This is a genomic window from Pseudomonas sp. SbOxS1, from assembly GCF_013416725.1.
Taxonomy (GTDB): Bacteria; Pseudomonadota; Gammaproteobacteria; order Pseudomonadales; family Pseudomonadaceae; genus Aquipseudomonas.
This window is the reverse complement of record NZ_JAAVXC010000024.1, coordinates 1-19,525: the sequence shown is the minus strand read 5'-3', so window position 1 is coordinate 19,525 and position 19,525 is coordinate 1. Positions and strand designations below refer to the sequence as shown.

The 19,525-nt window shown below is 60.0% G+C and carries 17 protein-coding genes and 1 pseudogene; 6 read left to right on the top strand and 12 right to left on the bottom strand.

Translation table 11 applies throughout. From position 1 onward, the window contains the following. Positions 1-24 precede the first annotated feature (24 nt). The gene (locus tag HFK74_RS19655; RefSeq protein WP_180204930.1) at positions 25-942 is read left to right on the top strand and encodes a LysR substrate-binding domain-containing protein; all 918 of its coding nucleotides are present in this window, start codon (positions 25-27) and stop codon (positions 940-942) included. Between the two features lie 39 nt (positions 943-981). Here HFK74_RS19655 and leuD read toward each other — a convergent pair whose 3' ends face one another. After that, the gene (gene leuD / locus HFK74_RS19650; RefSeq protein ID WP_180204929.1) at positions 982-1,587 is read right to left on the bottom strand and encodes a 3-isopropylmalate dehydratase small subunit; all 606 of its coding nucleotides are present in this window, start codon (positions 1,585-1,587) and stop codon (positions 982-984) included. Positions 1,588-1,590: 3 nt separating this feature from the next. Continuing rightward, a complete protein-coding gene (leuC, locus tag HFK74_RS19645; protein ID WP_180204928.1) occupies positions 1,591-3,012 on the bottom strand; it encodes a 3-isopropylmalate dehydratase large subunit in 1,422 nt (473 codons plus the stop codon). A gap of 284 nt (positions 3,013-3,296) precedes the next feature. On the opposite strand from leuC, the gene HFK74_RS19640 reads away from it, so the two are divergent. After that, positions 3,297-4,697, top strand: coding sequence for an amino acid permease (locus tag HFK74_RS19640; RefSeq protein WP_180204927.1), 1,401 nt, complete (start codon positions 3,297-3,299; stop codon positions 4,695-4,697). 17 nt (positions 4,698-4,714) lie between these two features. Here the strand turns inward: HFK74_RS19640 and HFK74_RS19635 are convergent, their stop codons facing one another. Continuing rightward, the gene (locus HFK74_RS19635) at positions 4,715-5,647 is read right to left on the bottom strand and encodes a universal stress protein (protein ID WP_180204926.1); all 933 of its coding nucleotides are present in this window, start codon (positions 5,645-5,647) and stop codon (positions 4,715-4,717) included. 677 nt (positions 5,648-6,324) lie between these two features. On the opposite strand from HFK74_RS19635, the gene HFK74_RS19630 reads away from it, so the two are divergent. Both HFK74_RS19630 and HFK74_RS19625 read left to right on the top strand, forming a co-directional pair. Then, positions 6,325-7,065, top strand: a complete 741-nt coding sequence (locus HFK74_RS19630; RefSeq protein ID WP_180204925.1) for a Mut7-C RNAse domain-containing protein — start codon at positions 6,325-6,327, stop codon at positions 7,063-7,065. Between the two features lie 75 nt (positions 7,066-7,140). Then, positions 7,141-7,722: a hypothetical protein gene (locus HFK74_RS19625; protein WP_180204924.1), complete on the top strand. Its 582-nt coding sequence runs from the start codon at positions 7,141-7,143 to the stop codon at positions 7,720-7,722. A gap of 25 nt (positions 7,723-7,747) precedes the next feature. On the opposite strand, the gene HFK74_RS19620 is transcribed toward HFK74_RS19625, so the two are convergent. The 7 genes from HFK74_RS19620 to HFK74_RS19590 form a co-directional block, all read right to left on the bottom strand. After that, positions 7,748-8,368: a TetR/AcrR family transcriptional regulator gene (locus tag HFK74_RS19620; RefSeq protein ID WP_180204923.1), complete on the bottom strand. Its 621-nt coding sequence runs from the start codon at positions 8,366-8,368 to the stop codon at positions 7,748-7,750. Between the two features lie 77 nt (positions 8,369-8,445). Beyond that, positions 8,446-9,873, bottom strand: a complete 1,428-nt coding sequence (locus HFK74_RS19615; protein WP_180204922.1) for a cytosine permease — start codon at positions 9,871-9,873, stop codon at positions 8,446-8,448. A gap of 93 nt (positions 9,874-9,966) precedes the next feature. Continuing rightward, positions 9,967-11,109, bottom strand: a complete 1,143-nt coding sequence (locus HFK74_RS19610) for an acyl-CoA dehydrogenase family protein (protein ID WP_180204921.1) — start codon at positions 11,107-11,109, stop codon at positions 9,967-9,969. Beyond that, positions 11,099-12,265 carry a CaiB/BaiF CoA-transferase family protein gene (locus tag HFK74_RS19605; RefSeq protein WP_180204920.1) on the bottom strand — a complete coding sequence of 389 codons (1,167 nt, stop codon included), beginning with the start codon at positions 12,263-12,265 and terminating at the stop codon, positions 11,099-11,101. Before HFK74_RS19605 ends, HFK74_RS19610 begins: the two co-directional genes overlap by 11 nt. A 139-nt stretch (positions 12,266-12,404) precedes the next feature. Next, a complete protein-coding gene (gene hutU / locus HFK74_RS19600; protein WP_180204919.1) occupies positions 12,405-14,084 on the bottom strand; it encodes a urocanate hydratase in 1,680 nt (559 codons plus the stop codon). 395 nt (positions 14,085-14,479) lie between these two features. Next, entirely contained in the window at positions 14,480-15,232 is a 753-nt protein-coding gene (gene hutC, locus HFK74_RS19595; RefSeq protein WP_180204918.1) for a histidine utilization repressor, read from the bottom strand. Positions 15,233-15,359: 127 nt separating this feature from the next. After that, positions 15,360-16,592, bottom strand: a complete 1,233-nt coding sequence (locus HFK74_RS19590; protein WP_180204917.1) for an NADH:flavin oxidoreductase/NADH oxidase family protein — start codon at positions 16,590-16,592, stop codon at positions 15,360-15,362. Between the two features lie 292 nt (positions 16,593-16,884). Between HFK74_RS19590 and HFK74_RS19585 the strand changes: the two genes are divergently transcribed. After that, a complete protein-coding gene (locus tag HFK74_RS19585) occupies positions 16,885-17,811 on the top strand; it encodes an acetoacetate decarboxylase (ADC) (RefSeq protein ID WP_180204916.1) in 927 nt (308 codons plus the stop codon). 53 nt (positions 17,812-17,864) lie between these two features. Here the strand turns inward: HFK74_RS19585 and HFK74_RS19580 are convergent, their stop codons facing one another. Further along, positions 17,865-18,308, bottom strand: coding sequence for a MerR family transcriptional regulator (locus tag HFK74_RS19580; RefSeq protein ID WP_180204915.1), 444 nt, complete (start codon positions 18,306-18,308; stop codon positions 17,865-17,867). A 119-nt stretch (positions 18,309-18,427) separates the two neighbouring features. On the opposite strand from HFK74_RS19580, the gene HFK74_RS19575 reads away from it, so the two are divergent. Continuing rightward, on the top strand, positions 18,428-19,258 hold the full coding sequence (locus tag HFK74_RS19575; protein ID WP_180204914.1) for an alpha/beta fold hydrolase: 831 nt from the start codon (positions 18,428-18,430) through the stop codon (positions 19,256-19,258). Between the two features lie 48 nt (positions 19,259-19,306). Here HFK74_RS19575 and HFK74_RS32995 read toward each other — a convergent pair. After that, positions 19,307-19,525, bottom strand: a pseudogene (locus HFK74_RS32995) (hypothetical protein); the annotation flags it as partial.

Genomic DNA, 19,525 nt, shown 5'->3' with positions numbered 1-19,525 from the left:
ATAAATAGCGGAACCATGCGGCGTATGAACACGAATCGTGATCAATTTCCCTTGCCGGAAGACCTCAAAGTCTTCCTGACCGTCATTCGAAAAAATGGCTTCGCGAGTGCCGCCGAAGAGCTGGGATATTCACCGGCCTACATCAGCAAACGTATTGGCGTACTGGAGTCGACCCTTTCCACGAAGCTGCTGCACCGCACCACAAGGCGCATCGCGTTGACCGACGACGGCGAACGAGCGCGGATATGGGCGGAGAAACTGCTGGGTGACCTCGACGATTTTGTTGGCGAAATTTCCGAAGCGCGGCACCAGCCAACGGGGTCGCTGCACATCTGCAGTAGCTTCGGTTTTGGACGCAACCACGTAGCTCCCGCCCTGTGCAAACTGTCGCAGACCTACCCGAAACTCGACGTCCGCCTGGACGTGTTTGACCGCGTCGTCGATATCGTCGGCGAGGGGTTCGACCTGGAGATTCGTGTGGGGGACGACCTGCCGGGTCAGCACCTGGGTCGCAAACTGGTGAGCAATCGACGGGTGCTGTGCGCGACACCGCAGTACCTGGAGCGCAGGGGCACGCCTCGCACGCTGGATGATTTGCAACGCCATGATTGCCTGGTGCTCAAGGAGCGCGATAACGCGTTCGGCGTCTGGAACCTGACCAAGGATGGACAGCAGGAGTCGGTGCGTGTCAGCGGCCCCTTGTCCTCCAACAGTGGCGAGATCGTACTGGAATGGGCGTTGAGCGGCGGCGGGATCCTGTTGCGATCGATGTGGGACGTCAAGCCCATGCTGGAGCAAGGGCGGCTGGTGCAGGTACTGCACGAATACACCCAGAGTGCGAACGTGTGGGCCGTGTACCCCACCAGGCTCAGCGAGTCGGCGAAACTGCGGGTGTGTGTCGAGTTTCTCGAAGCGTATTTCCGCGGTCTGTCGGTGGAGTAATGCGTTGGTGATCGGACACCACCAACGCACACCTTGCCCTTACAGCCAGGGATTCTCTGACAGGTGCCGGGCTTCAAAGCTGCGAATTTGCTCTTCACGTTGAAGCGTGGTGCCGATGGCATCCAGACCCAGCAGCAACGATTGCTTGCGCAACTGATCGATCTCGAAAGCAATGACCGCGCCGTCAGCCAGCTCAATTTGTTGCGCCGGCAGGTTCACGCTGATCTTCGCTGTTTTAGCGTTGCTGATAACGCCCGCAATCTGTTGCAGCTGCGCCTCGGACACTTGAATCGCCAGTACCCCATTGCGCTGGCAGTTGTCGTAGAAAATGCCCGCAAAGCTGGTGCCGATAAGGGCGCGGATACCCACCTGCTTCAAGCCCCAAACGGCGTGCTCTCGACTTGAACCGCAACCGAAGTTGGGCCCCACCACCAAAAACGCCGCATCGCGCCACGCCGGCTGGTTGAGGATGAATGCCGGGTTTGGCTCCCCGGATTCAAGGAACCGCAAATCGAAAAACAGTCCCCTGTCCAGGCCCTTGCGATCGATGCCCTTGAGAAACTGCTTGGGCATGATCACGTCGGTGTCGATGTTGGACGCCAGGAACGGGGCGGCGCTGCCACTCACCAGGTCGAAAGGTTGCATGCTTCAAGCCTCCAGGGCGAAAGAACGAACGTCGGTCAAATGCCCGGTTATCGCGGCAGCGGCAACCATGGCGGGGCTCATCAAGTGGGTACGTGCCCCCGCGCCCTGACGCCCTTCGAAGTTACGATTGGTGCTGGATGCGCAGCGGTCGCCGGCTGCGAGCACGTCGTCATTCATGGCCAGGCACATCGAGCAACCGGATTGGCGCCACTCAAAACCGGCGTCCAGGAAAATTCGCGCCAGCCCTTCTTCTTCAGCCTGGTTACGCACCAGGGTTGAGCCGGGAACGATCATTGCCCGGACATGGGGAGCAACATGCTTGCCGCGCACGACACGGGCGACATCACGCAAGTCTTCAATGCGAGCATTGGTGCAGGAGCCGATGAATGCGTGGCTGATCACCACGTCGCTCAGGGGCATTCCGGGTTCCAGGCCCATGTAGTCCAGCGCGCGTTGCATGCCCTGGCGCAGGATAAGGTCTGGTTGCGTGGCGGGATCCGGCACATACCCGCCCACCGGCGCGGCCTGGTCGGGGCTGGTCCCCCAGGTGACCATGGGCTCCAACGCGTCGACGTCGAGCGTGACTTCGCAATCGAACACAGCGCCTTCGTCACTGCGCAGGCCTCTCCATTTGGCGACTGCCTGCTGCCACATTTCACCTCGGGGTGCGCGGGGCTTGAGTTGCAGATAGGCAAAGACCTTATCGTCCGGCGCCATGAATGCGCCCCTGGCGCCGGCCTCCACGGCCATGTTGCAGATGGTCATCCTGGCTTCGACGCTGAGGTCGTTGATCGCCGGCCCTGCAAACTCGATCGCGTAGCCGGTGGCGCCCGATGCACCGATTTTTTCGATCAGCGCCATGATGATGTCCTTGGACGTCACGCCTGTCCCCAGTGTGCCGTTGACCGTGACCCGCATGGTCTTCAGGCGCTTGTAGACCAGCGTCTGCGACGCCAGCAGGTGTTCTATTTCAGACGTGCCAATGCCGAAGCCGAACGCACCTAATGCGCCATAGGTGGTGGTGTGGCTATCGCCGGCGGCGACGACCATTCCCGGCAGGATAAATCCTTGCTCGGGAGCCACGACGTGTTCGATGCCCTGGCGCTTGTCGAGCACGTCAAACAGTTCGATCCCGAAGTCGCGGCAGTTTTCTTCGAAGTACGACACCTGCCGTGCGCCGCCGGCATCCGGCATGGTTGCAATGCGCACAGGCGCTGTCGGGTTGACGTGGTCGACGACCGCCAGCGTCGCACTCGGGCGCCAGGCCTTGCGGCCAGCTTCACGCATGCCGCTGAATGCTTGCGGGCTGGTGTATTCATTGGCGACCTGGCGGTCAATGTACAAAAGCACATGGCCCTGGTCGTCGAGAGAACAAACGGTGTGACTGTCGATGTGCTTCTGGTAGAGCGTTCTGGGGCTGTTCATGGGGTGGGCTCTTTCTCTGTCTTGTGCGAGATCACGGGTTCAACGTATGAACAGCATATTCATCGCAAATTCTGCATCAAGAGCGCTAAAGTGATGACGTTGCGCACGTATTGTGAATAATTCGCGCCAGCTGTTAACCCGCTACCTGTTGATGACCGATGAGTTCTGGCTGCGAACGAACACCTCGCCCGTGTCGAGATCAGGTACGGAGGCGGCGTGATCAGGTAATTGATTTGGCGGAGAAGCCGGGTAAGGTGGCGCATCTTTTTGTCGCGGTGCCCACAATGACAAGCCCTAGCTTCAAGGATTCGAACGGCCAATTGGCGCAGGGCTTCAAGCCTCGTCACGTCACCATGCTTTCCATCGCCGGCATCATCGGTGCCGGATTGTTCGTTGGGTCTGGGCATGCCATCGCGGCGGCTGGCCCGGCGGTCATGCTGGCCTATCTGTTCTCCGGCCTGCTGGTCGTGCTGGTCATGCGCATGCTCGGGGAAATGGCGGTGGCCAACCCCGATACCGGGTCTTTCTCGACCTATGCCGACCAGGCCATCGGGCGCTGGGCCGGCTTTACCATCGGTTGGCTCTACTGGTGGTTCTGGGTCCTGGTGATTCCCATCGAAGCGCTGGCTGCCGGCCATGTGCTGCACCAATGGTTTCCCCAGGTTGATGCCTGGCTGTTCGCCCTGGGCTCGATCATTGCCCTGGTGGTGACCAACCTGTTCAGCGTGTCCAAGTACGGGGAGTTCGAATTCTGGTTCGCCATGGCCAAGGTGGTGGCGATCATCGGTTTTATCGCCCTGGGTTTCGCGGTGTTGATGGGCTGGATTCCCGAGCGCCAAGCCAGCGGCCTCAGCCAGCTGATGGCGGACCACGGCGGCTTCGCCCCCAACGGCCTGTCGGCGGTAGTCGGCGCCTTCATCACCATCATGTTCAGCTTCATCGGCACTGAAGCTGTGACCATTGCCGCCGCAGAATCCAACAACCCGGCACAGAACATCGCCAAGGCCACGCGTTCGGTGATCTGGCGCATCGGCGTGTTCTACGTGTTGTCGATTTTCGTGGTCATCTCCGTGGTGCCCTGGAATGATCCGCTGCTGGCTTCCGTGGGTTCCTACCAGCGCGCACTGGAAATCATGAACATTCCCCACGCCAAGTTCATGGTGGACGTGGTGGTGCTGATCGCCGTGGCCAGTTGCATGAACTCCTCGATCTACATTGCCTCGCGCATGCTGTATTCCCTGGGCCGTCGTGGCGATGCGCCAAAGGCGCTCAAGGTGACTTCCGCCGAAGGCGTGCCGCGGGCAGCCGTCATCGCCAGTACCGTGCTGGGCGCCGCGATCACCGTATGGAGCTACTTCATGCCCGCCGGCCTGTTCGAGTTCCTGCTCGCCAGTTCCGGTGCCATTGCCTTGCTGGTGTACCTGGCCATTGCCGTGTCGCAGTTGCGCATGCGGGGCATGTTGCGCCGGCAGAAGGTCGAGCTGACCTTTCGCATGTGGTTGTTCCCGTGGCTCACCTGGCTGGTGATCCTGTTCATCTGTGCGGCGCTGGCGGTGATGATGATCACGCCTGAACACCGTACTGAAGTGAGCACGACCATCGGCCTGGCGTTGGCGATCTCCTTCATTGGCCTGGTGACATCCCGTGAGCCGGGGCAGGCTGCGCGGGCGACCTCGGCGGGATAGGTGGCCTGTTGTGGCTCCTAAGTATGTGGCCGATGGTTATGGTGGTGATACGGCCAGGAGAATGCCACGGCATCTGCCGATGTGCCGTGTGAGGGGGCTGCCAGTTCCTCCAGGTGGGTGATGATGTCGTCCGGCTTGAGCACCAGTACATCGCTGTCCAGGGTGTCCAGGATCATCTCGGCGGTGTTGCCGATCAATGCGCCGGACAGTCCGGTGCGGGCCACGCTGCCGATCACCGTGAGCACGGCTTCGAGCTTGTGCGCGATGTACGGGATCAGCACATCGGCCGGACCTTCCTCGATGTGCAGGCGATCATCGCTGACATTGAATTCGGCCTGGAATGTCTTGCACAGTTCGCGATAGAGCGCCTGAATGCTTTCCTTGAGCTGGAATACGGAATCGGCCGCCGACAGCATGGGGTAGGGGTGGGCGCTCAACATGTGCAGGGTGCCGCCGGCCAGTGTGGCGATGTCATAGCCGTGGCTGACGATGCCGGAATGCAGGACGCGATGTTCCATGTCACTGCTGCCAGCATCGATTGCCGCGAGAATGGCGCCACCGGTCCAAGGCCTTGCGCTTTTCACTATCAGTACCGGGCTGGGGCAGTAGCGCAGCAGCTTCCAGTCCTCTGGGGTGAGCAGGGCCTTCATCAGTGGGTTGTCGGGCAGGTGCTGCTTGATCACCAGGCCACAGTCTTGCGCTTGCTGGGCGGCGATGATGGTCTTGTGTGAACTGCCATGCCAGGCCTGCTCGGTGCTGACGCTGTAACCCTCCTGTACCAGGGTGCCTTGAATGTCGTTCAAGCAGGAGGAGTGCTGGTTGCCCTTGTCGCAGGCCAGCAGGTGCAGGTGCGACTGGGTGGCGCTGGCAATCATTTTGGCTCTGTTGAGGGTCAGGTCGTTGGTCTGCTGTGAATCCACCACCACCAAGGTGTTGCGAATGGTGTGCATGAGCGTCTTCCTGTGCGTGAGTACAGTTTTTAGGTGGGGCGGCGGCAGGGGCGTTTTTTGGCCTATGTCGTTTCGGGTGGGTTGTATGCGTTGGGCCAACCCTTGTCCGCCCGTCAACCGGAAGCTCACTTACCGACTTCATGCACGCGACAGCTAATATCCAATCCTGCCAGCCCAGTCCGATTGTTGACGCTCGAATCGAGCTGGCATTCATTACTGGAACGACTGCTGATCGCTCATGCAACTGCGCAAGTTGACTCCATCACTGGCGCTGTTCTTCCATGGCATCTATATTGAGTTGTAACGCGACCGGTACACTGAGTGCCGAATGAACCGCGTTACTTCCTGTTGGTTGCGTTGCCGGCAATGAAACGCGTGAACATCTGCCGCGCTCAATGCCATGCCTGCCTGCGCCTATCCACCCGCGCCAGGATTCCGCGCAGGTGGATACCTCCAAACTTGGTGAACTAAATCGAGTTGTTTTATTGCGCGCACTCTTGCGCGCTCAACTCGGTTGCTGATTATGGGGCTAATCTGCTTAAAGTTCCGTCAGCTGGTCGACTGACTTAGTTGATTTTTACCTAAGGGCCCGCTGAACAAACCCTATTCGGTCTGATGAAAACGCGTCGTGGCCTGCCTGGGCTCGTTCATCCTGCAGGCCTGCCATACTGTTGAGCATGACCAGTGCAACGTTTCGCTTCTATGAGGAGCTCAACGATTTCCTGCCGGCCGAGCGGCGGCGGCAGTCTTTTACCTGCGAGTGCGCACAAGGGGCGACGGTCAAGCACATGATCGAGGCGCTCGGGATACCGCACACGGAGGTCGAGCTGGTGCTGCTCAACGGCGAGTCGGTAGGCCTGGACCGGGTGATCTTCGACGGTGACCGGCTGGCGGTGTATCCCAAGTTCGAAGCGCTGGACATCAGCCCGCTGCTGAAGGTGCGTGCGCACCCTTTACGGGTGCTGCGCTTCGTCGCGGATGCTCACCTGGGCGGGCTGGCCAGCCTGTTGCGCATGAGCGGCTTCGACACGCTCTACGACAATACCTTCGAGGATGGCGAGATCGCCGAGATCGCCGCAACCCAAGGGCGCATCGTGCTGACCCGCGACCGCGAACTGCTCAAGCGGCGGATCATCAGCCACGGCTGTTACGTGCATGCCCTGAAGCCGTCGTTGCAGCTACGTGAAATATACGAGCGCCTCGACCTGGCGCGTAGCGCGCGGCCCTTCAGCCTGTGCCTTCATTGCAACCTGCCGCTGCACGAGATCAGCCCGGAACTGGCCCGCTTGCAGGTGCCGCCACGGATTGGCGCCCTCTATTCGCACTTCCTGCGCTGCGACGGTTGCCAACGGATTTATTGGGAGGGTTCGCACTGGCGCGGCATGTGTGCACTGCTGGCACCTTTGCTGGATCGATAACTGATCTTGCAGCCAGACGATCACTTTTGCGCTGCTATGCTGATTACATCTGTTTCCATACTCGAGACGAGTAGCATGGCAGCGCAAGGCACGCATTCCCCGCTCATCTTCAAGGCGATGGCCTACCCGGCTGGCGTTTTCCTTGTCGCTGGGGCTGCCATGAAGCTGCTCGACACTTACTTCGAACTGTCGCTGTTGGCGGCTACCACGGGCTGGCTGCTATTTTTTTGGGATTGGCTTTTGCTGGAAACGCCAATGCCCAATTGGTCGCTGCTGATGATTATCGCGATTCTAATCGGCACGCTGTCTATAGCGATTTTCTACGCCCGCATCACGGATGGAATTGACGGCGAGCTTCACGAGATAGAGCGAAAAGTTTACAAAAAGAACAACCCTCAATTTCCACGCCTGACGGAAAACCAGACGCTGTTGATGGAAGCCCTGGCCTATCATGCGAACTTCAGGAAAGTTGCCAACCTGGACTCGGTTTGCAAGCTTGTCTCCCTCAGCACACTGGAAGTCGAAGTCGGTCTGAAGCAACTCCAGGCCAAACGTCTTGTGAAGCAAAAAGTGACGAGGGGGACGTTCGGCGCCACCATTTTTGAACTCACCCTGGCCGGCAAGGATTATGCGCTGGAGCGATTTGAGCTGACGTAGCAGCAATCCGCCCGCTCGTGGCCCCTCAATACGTTGCTTGTCGAGAATCTTCCTTGCTGCTTGCGATCATGCGCATGACGCAACCCGTGAGTAATTCCGTCAGGTGCTGCTCGGTAATCTTCAATTCGTTCCAGTGCAACTGGCCATAGAGCATGCCCATCACTGCATGGGTGATCAGGCAAGTCTCGGCATAGGGTTTGTTCTTCAATTCGTGTTCACCGGCGATGATGTCGCTCAACATCGCGTGGTGCGCACGCTTCAACTTGTCAGCGTGGTGTTTGTGGGTCTCGTTGAGGTTCACGAACTCGCGGGTCACCAGGATCAATCGGTGCTTTTCGTTCAAGGTAAAGCTTACGAAGGCCTGGACAAAGCGACGTACCCGTTCGGCTGGGGTCTTGGCGCCTTTCATGCGACGCCTGGTGATGGTCAGCAGGTCGGACAAAGCGGACTCGATGAGCTCGAACAACAGGCACTGCTTATTTTCGATGTGATGGTAAAGCGACCCGGCCTGCAACCCGAGGTGAGCTGCCAGATCACGCAAGCCAATGGCCTGGAAGCCATGTGTTGCGAATAGCTCGACCGCAGCGTGAACCAGCCGGTCGCGAGCGCTGAGTGGCGAATGGGTGGAGGCGTCGATTGCAAGCATGGTGGTGTCATCAGGGAAAAATTGATCGTTCAGGGTTGCCAGGCAGGGCGGCCCTGGCGCGCCGCCCTGCAGCCGGATCAGACCGGATTGGACTCTTGCGGGAGAATCAGCCGCGAAGGCACTCGTTGGTGCGAACCCCGTGCCACCCAGTAGTAGATGAAGGCGGGCACTATCAGGCCGATCAGCCATGAAATATCGGTGCCGCCGAGGGTTTCGACCAGCGGGCCGGTGTAGAAGCTGGTGGCAATGAATGGCATCTGGATCAGCACGCCGAGGGTGTACACAGCGATGCCAGGAAGGTTCCAGCGGCCGTAGCGGCCATCAGGATCCGACAGGGCCGGAATGTCATAGCGCTCCTTGGTCACCAAGTAGAAGTCCACCAGGTTGATCGCGCTCCAGGGGGTGAAAAACGCCAGCAGGAACAGGATGAAGGCGGAGAAGTCATGCAGGAACGAGTGCCGTCCCATCAAGGCCAGTGCTGTCGCCGCGCCGACCATGACCAGGATGTAGAGCAGGCGCGACACCCTGGAAATTTCCTGATTGCCGCGAAAACCGCTGACGATCGTTGCCAATGACATGAAGCTGCCATAAGCGTTGAGGGTCGTGATGGTGACCTTGCCGAACACGATGCTGAAAAACAGCAGCGACGCCACAAAGCCGCTCGCACCCAGGCCAACGATGTAGGACACCTCGTGCCCGGCGAACTGATCCCCCGCCAGTGCGGCGACGAACACACCGAAGATCATTGAAATCTGGGTGCCGATGACCGATCCCAGCCCGACGGCGAGAAAGGTTTTCAGGGCCGATGTGCTTCTCGGCAGATACCGCGAATAGTCGGCGACATAGGGGCCGAACGCGATCTGCCAGGAGGCCGACAGCGAGATCGCCAGCAGAAAGCTGCTCAGGGAAAAATGCCGGTTGGCCAGCAGTTCGCCGATGTCGTGGGCGGACAGCAAGCGGTAGAACAGGTAGAAAAACGACACCACGCCAATCAGGCTCGACAGCCGCCCGATCCAATGGATGGTGCGATAGCCCAGCACGGTCAGCACGACGATCATCGCCGCGAAAATCAGAATGCCGGTGCCATCACTGACGTTTACCAACTGGCTGATAGCCTGGCCGGCGAGCACCGAGCCGCTGGCCGAGAACCCCACGTACATCAGGCAGGCCAGAACGATGGGGATGACGGCGCCGTAGACACCGAACTGCACACGGCTGGAGATCATTTGCGGCAGGCCCAGCTGCGGGCCCTGGGCTGCGTGCAGGGCCATGATCGCGCCCCCCAGCAGTTGACCGATCAGCAGGCCGATCAGCGACCAGAACACATCGCCGCCCAGCACCACGGCCAGGGCCCCGGTGACGATGGCGGTGACTTGCAGGTTGGCGCCGAACCACAGGGTGAACTGACTGAGCAGCCGTCCATGGCGCTCGGATTCGGGGATGTAATCGATGGATCGCCGTTCTATATACGTCTTGCGCTGCGCACTTTCTTTGGAGGCGGACATGGCGGTTCCTCTCGGGTGTCGTGGGATACGACAGCCTTCTCAGGTGGGGACACTGGGGTGAGGCCTGCAAGTCAGGCCCCGGTTTTTGCCTGGTTAGCGCTGGGCGTCGAGCACGCTTCGCGAAATGATGATTTTCTGCACTTCCGAGGTGCCCTCGAAAATCCGCAGAATCCGAGCGTCGCGCACATAGCGTTCCAGCGGCAGGTCGCGGATGTAGCCGTAGCCGCCATGCAGTTGCAGTGCGGCATCGGTAATGAAGCCGGCGCATTCGGCGGCGAACAACTTGGCAGTGGCCGATTCCAGGCTGAAGCGTTCACCGCTGTCGCGGCGCGCGGCGGCTTTCCAGGTGAGCATGCGGGCCGCTTCGAGCTGCGCGTACATGTCAGCGATGCGCCATTGGGTGCCTTGATACGCCGCCAGCGGCTTGGGCCCGATCTGCCGTTCGCGCACCCAGCCAAGGCTTGCCTGCAACGCCGCATTGGCAACACCCAGGGACATGGCGGCGACTTCGACGCGGCCGCGATCGAGGACGGCCATGGCGGTGTTGAAGCCAGCGCCTTCGCTGCCCAGCAGTGCCGATGCCGGCAGCCAGCAGTCCAGGGACAGTTCATAGATGGTGCTGCCGCGCAGGCCCATGGTTTTTTCCGGGCTGGAGAAGCTGATGCCCGCAGTGCCCTGGGGAATCATGAAGGCGCTGATGCCCTTGTGCCCGGCGTCGGCATCGGTCTTGGCGTAGAGCACGATGAAACCGGCTTCGCGGGCGTTGGTGATGTAGTGCTTGCTGCCGCGGATTCTCCAGCCGCCGTTTTCAGCCTGCGCCCGGCAACGCATGTCGGCCGGGTTGGAACCCGCGGCCGGTTCGGTCAGGGCGAATGCCCCGAGCAACTCGCCGCTGGCAGCGCGGGGCAGCCATTCCTGCTTTTGCGCTTCGGTGCCGCCGATCAGGATCGAGTCGGTCGCCAGGAAGTGCGCGGTCAGGGCCGACGCCGTTGAAGTGCAGGCACCGGCGACGGCCTCGACCACGCGGCTCATCGCCAGGCTGCCGATGCCCAGGCCACCATATTCTTCGGGCAGGTTGATACCCATGCCACCCAGTTCAGCCAGGGCTTGCAGGCTCTCGGCACAGAACGTCTCGGTTTCGTCGTAATGCTGGGCGCGCGGCTGGATCACTTCACGGGCCAGTTTTTCAGCGGATTCGATCACGGCCAGTTCGACCTGGTCCAATTCAAAGTTCATGGGAAAGCTCCTGTTTGTTCAGTCCGAATGCCTCGTTGTCAGCGCCCAGGCGAGGGGCGAGGGTGAGGGCATGGGGTTTATGGCCATTGAAGAAAACCGGTTGCGGCACCAGTGGCTGCTCGCAGCCCTCGGGGCGAACCAGCAATTGACGAACGTGCGCCTGTTCGCTGTCGGCAGCCTGGGCGAGGTTCCACACCGGGGAGGACGGCACGCCGGCATCGAGGAGCGTGTCGCAGGCCTGGTCGACACTGAGTTGGCCGGTCCAGTGTTCGATTTCGGCGCGCAAGGCCGGCTCGTTCTGCGTGCGTTGCGGGTCATCGGCGAAGCGTGGGTCACTGGCCAGTCCTGGCTTGCCCATGCATTCGCACAGGCGCTGGAACAGTTTGTTGCTGGCGACCGCGATGACCACCTGGCCATCCGCGGCGCGATAGGTATCGAAGGGGGTCGACACCGGATGGCGATTGCCGACCAGGCCCGGCGCGACGCCATTGGCAAAGAGATTGGAAAGGCCGGTCATTTGCAGGCTGAACAGCACGTCGAACATGGCGACGTCGATGTATTGCGGGCCCGGCGCGTGCCGCTCGCGGGCGAACAGCGCCGAGCTGATGGCCCAGGCGGCGTAGACCCCGGCACACAAGTCGCCGATGGCCTCGCCGCTGCGGGTCGGCCCTGTCTCGGTAAAACCGGTGACGCTCATCAGCCCGGACATCGCCTGCGCGACGATGTCATAGGCCGGGTTGGCTGATAGCGGGCCATGCTGACCGAAGCCGGAGATGCTCGCGTAGATCAGCCTCGGGTTGTATTGCTTGAGGGTGTCGAAATCGATGCCCAGGCGACGGGTGACGCCGGGTCGGAAGTTCTCCACGACGACGTCGGCGTCGCGCACCAGTTCATACAGGCGGGCCAGGTCTTCGGTGGACTTGAAATCCATCTCGACACTGCGCTTGCCGCGATTGATCAGGCCGAAGTAAACACTCTCGCCGTCCTTGAAGGGCCCCAGGTGACGGCTGTCATCGCCGTGCCCCGGCACTTCGAACTTGATCACGTCGGCACCAAGGTCCGCCAGCATCGCGGTGCAGTGCGGGCCGGCCAGGACGCGACTCAAGTCGAGCACGCGAACACCTTGCAGTTGTTGGGTAAACGGGCTGCTGCTCATGGCAGTTTCCTCGTGTAAAAGCTGTCGTTTTCCCTGTAGGAGCGGGCTTGCCCGCGAAGGCGTCTTTCCTGACACACCGAGGTGCGTCATTCGCTGGCAAGCCAGCTCCTACAGGTTTGCGTCGGTCAAAGCCGGCTTTTTATTTACCGGTGATCATCGGCAGGTTCAGCCCTTGTTCCTTGGCGCAGTCGATCGCGATCTGGTAACCCGCATCGGCGTGGCGCATGACGCCGGTCGCCGGGTCGTTGTGCAGGACGCGCGCGATACGCTCGGCCGCTTCATCGGTACCGTCGCAGACAATCACCATGCCCGAGTGCTGGGAGAAGCCCATGCCGACGCCGCCGCCGTGGTGCAAGGACACCCAGGTCGCGCCGCTTGCCGTGTTGAGCAGGGCGTTGAGCAGTGGCCAGTCGGACACGGCATCGGAACCGTCCTGCATCGATTCGGTTTCGCGGTTCGGGCTGGAAACAGAACCGGAGTCCAGGTGGTCGCGACCGATCACGATTGGCGCGGACAACTCACCGCTGCGTACCATTTCGTTGAACGCCAGGCCCAGCTTGGCGCGCAGGCCCAGGCCAACCCAGCAGATACGCGCCGGCAGACCCTGGAAGCTGATGCGCTCACGCGCCATGTCCAGCCAGTTGTGCAGGTGGGCGTCGTCCGGGATCAGCTCTTTTACCTTGGCGTCGGTCTTGTAGATGTCTTCGGCGTTGCCCGACAGCGCAGCCCAGCGGAACGGGCCGATGCCACGGCAGAACAGTGGACGAATGTAGGCCGGTACGAAGCCTGGGAAGTCGAATGCGTTTTCCACGCCTTCTTCCTGGGCCATCTGACGGATGTTGTTGCCGTAGTCGAAGGTCGGGATGCCTTGCTTTTGAAAATCCAGCATGGCCTGGACATGCACAGCCATTGATTGCTTGGCGGCCTTGACCACCATCGCCGGATCGGTAATGGCGCGGTCGCGGTACTGTTCCCAGGTCCAGCCCGCTGGCAGGTAGCCGTTCAGTGGGTCGTGGGCGCTGGTCTGGTCGGTGACCATGTCCGGACGCACACCGCGACGGACCAGTTCCGGGAGGATTTCAGCGGCGTTACCCAGCAGGGCGATGGAGATCGCCTTGCCTTCCTTGGTGTATTTGGCGATGCGTGCCAGCGCGTCGTCGAGGTCTTTGGCTTGTTCATCGACATAGCGGCTGGTCAGGCGGAAGTCGATACGGCTTTGCTGGCATTCGATGTTCAGCGAGCAAGCGCCGGCCAATGTAGCTGCCAGAGGTTGAGCGCCACCCATGCCACCGAGGCCTGCGGTCAGTACCCAACGACCTTTCAGGTCATCGTTGTAGTGCTGGCGACCGGCTTCGACGAAGGTTTCGTAGGTGCCCTGGACGATGCCCTGGCTGCCGATGTAGATCCAGCTGCCGGCGGTCATCTGGCCATACATGGCCAGGCCTTTGGCGTCGAGCTCGTTGAAGTGCTCCCAATTCGCCCAGTGTGGCACGAGGTTGGAGTTGGCGATCAGCACGCGCGGGGCATTGGCGTGGGTCTTGAACACGCCGACCGGCTTGCCGGATTGCACCAGCAGGGTCTCGTCGTCGTTCAGGTGGGTCAGGCTCTCGACGATCTTGTCGTAGCACTCCCAGTTACGTGCCGCACGACCGATGCCACCGTAAACCACCAGTTCCTTAGGGTTCTCGGCGACTTCCGGATCGAGGTTGTTCATCAGCATGCGCAGCGGCGCTTCGGTCAGCCAGCTCTTGGCGGTCAGCTTGCTGCCGCGGACAGCGCGGATTTCGACGTCACGCAGGCGGGTGGTCTTGGCGGTCATGGTCATCTCCTCTCATTCAGCGGTTAGCGGGTTGGCGGCGCGGTTCAGCTTATCTATATGCGCTTATATCAACCTGTATGTACAAGTGAATGCAAGTGAGAGGCCAAAATCTGACTTAACGACCTCAAGAAAAATGTAAAAGTAAAATAAAATGATTTAAATCAATGAGTTAAGAAAACAAAGAAAAAATGACCCATGCGCAGCTGAGACAAAATTCTGTTGCAACTTTTCGATAAGCTGATGCGAAGCCGAGCATTGCGTAACACTTTTGTGCGGTGGGGAACGACGAAATGTCACCTTTTTGCCACTTCGGGCGGTGGCAGTAACAATGTCGGCAGGATGTCTGCAACAACAAGCAGGTCGAGCGGCAAGCGGGGGCCGCTCGACCCGTGGAATCAGCTACCGAACTTGCCTTCCAGTCGATAACGCGACCCCGGATAAACCAGCCGCGCACAGCCGACCTGGCCTTTGGCTGCCCAGGTACGGCGGCGAATCAACAGGCACGGCTCATAGCGTTTGATTTGCAAGAGCTTGCACTCGGCGGATTTGGCGTGGATCGACTCGACCACATGTTCGCCTTCAGTCAACGGGGCCAACTGGATCAGGTACGCATAGGGCGTGACCTTGGTGAAGTCCTGCTGCAGATAAGCGGGTGCTACCTCGGCGTTGACGAAGCGTTCTTCGATCTGCACCGGCACACCATTCTCGTGATGCACCACCACCGAATGGAACAGGCGCTTGACCCCTTCGAGTGGGAAGGGCATCGACGCACGGGCCCGTTCAGGCATCTCTTCGAGCACGATCACTTCGCAGCGATGCTCGTGACCCCGGGCCTCGATTTCTTCGGCGATGTTGTGGATCTCGAACAATGCGGCATGCCCCTTGGGCTCCGCGACGAAGGTGCCAACCCCTTGCATCCGCACCAACGAGCCTTCAATGGTCAGCTCGCGCAAGGCGCGGTTGATGGTCATGCGACTGACCCCCAGCAAATTCAGCAATTCGCTTTCCGACGGCACCTTGGAATTGGGCAACCAGGCACCGGAGCGAATCTTCTGCATGATGATTTGCTTGACCCTCGCATACAGCGGGGAGGGACTCTCGAGCGAAAAAGACTCGAGAGACGCATTGTCCTCAATAGATTTGGCCACGTTGATTCCTGAATTGAAAAATTGCCCCGACTAGCTTGCCGGCTAGTTTACCGAGCTACGGCAGATACGCCTATGCGTAGACGAGGCGCCTGGCAATTGCTGCGACAACACCCAGGCAAGCGTCGAGTCACGTCGAACGCTTTTCAATCCACCGCCGATATTGGCGAGTGCGCCATGCGTTGGCGAGCTGTTGCAAGATCAACGCGCGCAGCGGTGATACCTTCGGATCGGGTTTTTTATCCCGACTCAGCTTGCGCAGCTGGAACTTGACGACCGCCATGTTGGCCAACGAGGCGATGGCTTTGTTTTTCCAAGTGATTGGCGGCAATTGCGGGGCGTTGTCGTTACCCAAGCGCCATTCACGAGGCAGGTGAGGGTCAATGGCCAGCGCCGTTCCGATGCCCACCATGTCCACGCCACTCTGGACGACCCTGTCAGCCACGGGGCGTCGACGTACGCCGCCGGTGACCATCACGGGCATTTTGGCGACGGTCTGGATGTCACGGGCGAATTCAACGAAATAAGCTTCGCGAGCCAGGGTGCGACCATCGCGCGCCTCGCCCTGCATGGCGGGTGCCTCGTAGCTGCCACCGGATAACTCCACCAGATCCACACCCCGATCGTTGAGCCGTTCAACCACCTGCCTGGCGTCATCGGCGGTGAATCCACCCCGTTGGAAATCCGCTGAATTCAGTTTGACCGCCACCGCAAAGTCCGGGGAAACCACGGCCCTTACCGCGTCAACGATTTCAAGCAACAGGCGCGCGCGGTTTTCCAGGGAGCCGCCCCATTCGTCCGTCCGTTGATTGGTCAGCGGCGACAGGAACTGACTCAACAGATAGCCATGGGCGGCGTGGATTTCCACGCCGGTAAAACCGGCCTGTTCGCCAAGCTGTGCGGTACGCGCAAAACGCTGGATGACCTCTTCAATCACGCTGGGGGTCATCGCGTGAGGCGTGGCGAAATGCCTGGACATCGTGCCCAGGTTCAGCGGTACAGCCGACGGCGCCCAGGTCTTCTGCCCAAGGTTTGCCTGCATCTGGCGGCCAGGGTGATTGATTTGCAGCCAGAACTGCGCACCCGCGGATCGACCGATGCGTGCCCAGCGCTTGAACTTGTCCAGTTGCTGGTCATCCTGCAGCACCACGCCGCCCGGTCCGGTCATGGCACGGCCGTCGACCATCACGTTGCCGGTGATAATCAGGCCGGCACCCCCGTCGGCCCACGCCTGGTACAGGCGCATCAGTTCCTCGGAAGGCGCTTGCTCGGCGTCCGCCATGTTCTCTTCCATGGCGGCTTTGGCGATGCGGTTCTTGATGGTCGAACCATTGGGAAGCAGCAGGGTGTCGAACACATTCATGGGGTGGTCCTCATTTGATGTGGGGCCACCTTAAGATTGAAGTGAACTTTAAGGTCAATACCTTTTTCAACGACGTTCAAAAACCTTCGTTCGATACTCAAGGCGGCGCTTGACCTTAAAGCTCAGTTTAACGTTAGGGTGATTTCAAGCAGGCCCCGCAAGCCTGCCCTGGCCGATGCCATCAAGCCGATGCAATCACCTGGAGAGAGACAGATTGAAACTCGCAAGCGCCGTTTTAACAGGACTGCTGTTCAACCCATTGGCCAACCCTGCGTTGGCGCAGGTGCCTGAAATGCCCACCCACAACGACTCAACCCTGATCGACATAGCGGGTCACCAGGTGCCAGTCGTCAAGGGCGGCTTGTACGATCGCTTTCGCTCCAACCCGCCGTTGTCGGTGATTGCAGCAGAAGTCCCGGGCGTGGATTTGAGCTGGTTCAAAGGGTTGGAGAAGAACAAGGTCGACATTGGCTTTGAGTCGTACTCGCCAAACTTCTACTACCAGAACAGTCGCGTCACGGCGGTGTATACGGCAGACCTGGACCGGCTGCGGGCACTGATGCCGCCTGAAGTACTGGCAACCGTCCAGCCCCTGCAGATCTGGCCAGGTCGAGGCTTGATCGCGTTTACCGCCTACACCTACGAACACTGCGATAACGACGCCTATAACGAAGTGGCCGTGTCGATCATCACCAACAAGCCCGGCAAATCCAACCTGGGTCCGTTCACCCTGATTGGTCAGTCGATGTCTGGAGACTTCTGGGGCTATGTGCTCAAGCTGCCGGTCAATACCGAGCTCGCCAGGGTTCGCGGGGTCGTTGGTTACAACCTGCCGAAATGGCTGACGGGCATCGAGCGCAAAGAGGATGCCCAATCGGTCATCTATGACATCACCGACAGCCAGACCGGCAAAGTGGACGTGTCCTTCAAGGCGAAGAAACTCGACGACCTCTCCAGTGATGTCGATATCGTCACCAGCAGCTTCACCAATCTCGATCACCAGGGCCAACTGGCCTATGGATACGCGGTGTCCCGCCAACTCAGCCACGGTTCCAGCCGGAGCGCGGATTCGGCAACGCTCACTCTAGGCGAGGGCAGCCTGTCGAATTACATGCGCTCCCTGAAGCTGGGGAAAATGATGAAGTACGAATATGTGCCAGCGTTCCAAAGTGCCCTCTACGCGCCGAAGCCGTTAGCGGCACTGGCTAGTGCGCACTGATTCAACGATCCGGCAAAAGCCTGCCAGGCCTTGGAAGCCTGGCAGGCTGCGTCTTACTTGGAAGGCACAACACCACGGCTGCCTGAAGCCACACCCTCTTCGCGCAGACGATGCAATAACAACTGCGTGTTGTCCGCACAGCCCATGCCCTCGGGCTTGCTCTCGACGCCCTCGATCACCAGCAGCAATTGCGCTTTATTCTGGGCCAGGCGTTGCTGCAGGATTTCGATTTCCTCGACCTTGCGCTTGAGCCCGCTGAGCAACTCGTCATGTTGCCAACCGCTTGCATTCATCGGCAGCAATTGGCGGATTTCTTCCAGTGAAAACCCCGCCGCCTGTGCGCCCGTGATGATCTCCAGGACCCACTCGGTGTCAGGGGCATAGTCCCGATACCCGTTGGCTTTGCGCGCGACAGACTTGATCAGGCCGCTCGCTTCGTAGAAACGGATGCGTGAAGGCGCCAATCCGCTGATTTTCGCCAGTTCGCCTATTCTCATAGTCCACCCAAAAAACCATTGACCTTAAAGTTGACTTTAAACCTAAAGTTCTTTGGCAGCCAAGCGGCGCAGGTTTGATGTTTTGGTCATGGCCTCCCAACCACACAGGAGATGCGAGCATGAGTCATGTCACTACGCAGGACGGTGTCGAGATCTTTTACAAAGACTGGGGCCCACGGGATGCCCAGGTGATCTTCTTTCATCACGGATGGCCACTGAGCGCAGACGACTGGGATGCGCAGATGCTGTTTTTCCTGGCCAACGGCTATCGGGTCATTGCACACGACCGGCGCGGTCACGGGCGATCCAGCCAGGTCTGGGACGGACACGACATGGATCACTATGCCGATGACGTCGCGGCCGTCGTCAACCACCTTGGCGTGCAGGGCGCCGTCCATGTGGGGCACTCCACCGGCGGCGGTGAAGTCATCCACTACATTGCCCGTCACGGCGAAGACCGCGTGTCGAAGGCTGCGATCATCAGCGCCGTACCGCCGCTGATGGTCAAGACTGAAAACAATCCGGGCGGGCTGCCCAAATCGGTTTTCGATGACTTGCAGGCACAACTCAAGGCCAACCGCGCCCAGTTCTACCACGACGTCCCGGCCGGGCCTTTCTACGGTTATAACCGCCCGGGCGCGAAACCGTCCGAGGGCATCATCCGCAACTGGTGGCGCCAGGGCATGATGGGCTGCGCAAAGGCACACTATGACGGGATCGTGGCCTTTTCCCAGACCGACTTCACCGAAGACCTGAAAAGCATCACGATACCCGTGCTGGTGATGCATGGGGATGATGACCAGATCGTGCCCTATGAAAACTCCGGGCTCCTGTCCGCCAAGCTGTTGCAGAACAGCACGCTGAAAACCTACTCGGGCTTCCCCCACGGCATGCCCACCACGAACGCCGATACGATCAATGCCGACTTGCTTGCTTTCATTCGAGGTTAGGCAACGGGAGGGGCGGGTAGAAAAGCCTGCCCCTCTGCGTAATGCTGTTCACTTGAGCATGGGGTTGTAATAGGGATTGGGGGGGGCATATCCATTGCTGCGGTAACGGCCACTTAGGGTTTCGCCCTTACGGCGACTCACTTTTTCAAACGCCAAAAAGTAAGCAAAAGGCTTTGCCCCACCACTTGGTGCCTCGCTTAGGCTCGGCATGCCGTAACGAAGGCATTGCTCCGTGGGTCGCCGCGATGGGCCATCCATGGCCCAGCG

Excerpts from the sequence above, each read along its gene's own strand:
- HFK74_RS19655 (WP_180204930.1), top strand. The coding sequence starts at position 25 with ATGAACACGAATCGTGATCAATTTCCCTTGCCGGAAGACCTCAAAGTC.
- HFK74_RS19585 (WP_180204916.1), top strand. The coding sequence starts at position 16,885 with ATGCCCACCCACAACGACTCAACCCTGATCGACATAGCGGGTCACCAG.
- HFK74_RS19630 (WP_180204925.1), top strand. The coding sequence starts at position 6,325 with ATGACCAGTGCAACGTTTCGCTTCTATGAGGAGCTCAACGATTTCCTG.
- HFK74_RS19635 (WP_180204926.1), bottom strand. The coding sequence starts at position 5,647 with ATGCACACCATTCGCAACACCTTGGTGGTGGTGGATTCACAGCAGACC.
- HFK74_RS19580 (WP_180204915.1), bottom strand. The coding sequence starts at position 18,308 with ATGAGAATAGGCGAACTGGCGAAAATCAGCGGATTGGCGCCTTCACGC.
- leuC (WP_180204928.1), bottom strand. The coding sequence starts at position 3,012 with ATGAACAGCCCCAGAACGCTCTACCAGAAGCACATCGACAGTCACACC.
- HFK74_RS19605 (WP_180204920.1), bottom strand. The coding sequence starts at position 12,265 with ATGAGCAGCAGCCCGTTTACCCAACAACTGCAAGGTGTTCGCGTGCTC.
- HFK74_RS19615 (WP_180204922.1), bottom strand. The coding sequence starts at position 9,873 with ATGTCCGCCTCCAAAGAAAGTGCGCAGCGCAAGACGTATATAGAACGG.
- HFK74_RS19640 (WP_180204927.1), top strand. The coding sequence starts at position 3,297 with ATGACAAGCCCTAGCTTCAAGGATTCGAACGGCCAATTGGCGCAGGGC.
- HFK74_RS19625 (WP_180204924.1), top strand. The coding sequence starts at position 7,141 with ATGGCAGCGCAAGGCACGCATTCCCCGCTCATCTTCAAGGCGATGGCC.
- HFK74_RS19610 (WP_180204921.1), bottom strand. The coding sequence starts at position 11,109 with ATGAACTTTGAATTGGACCAGGTCGAACTGGCCGTGATCGAATCCGCT.
- HFK74_RS19620 (WP_180204923.1), bottom strand. The coding sequence starts at position 8,368 with ATGCTTGCAATCGACGCCTCCACCCATTCGCCACTCAGCGCTCGCGAC.
- HFK74_RS19575 (WP_180204914.1), top strand. The coding sequence starts at position 18,428 with ATGAGTCATGTCACTACGCAGGACGGTGTCGAGATCTTTTACAAAGAC.
- HFK74_RS19590 (WP_180204917.1), bottom strand. The coding sequence starts at position 16,592 with ATGAATGTGTTCGACACCCTGCTGCTTCCCAATGGTTCGACCATCAAG.
- leuD (WP_180204929.1), bottom strand. The coding sequence starts at position 1,587 with ATGCAACCTTTCGACCTGGTGAGTGGCAGCGCCGCCCCGTTCCTGGCG.
- hutU (WP_180204919.1), bottom strand. The coding sequence starts at position 14,084 with ATGACCGCCAAGACCACCCGCCTGCGTGACGTCGAAATCCGCGCTGTC.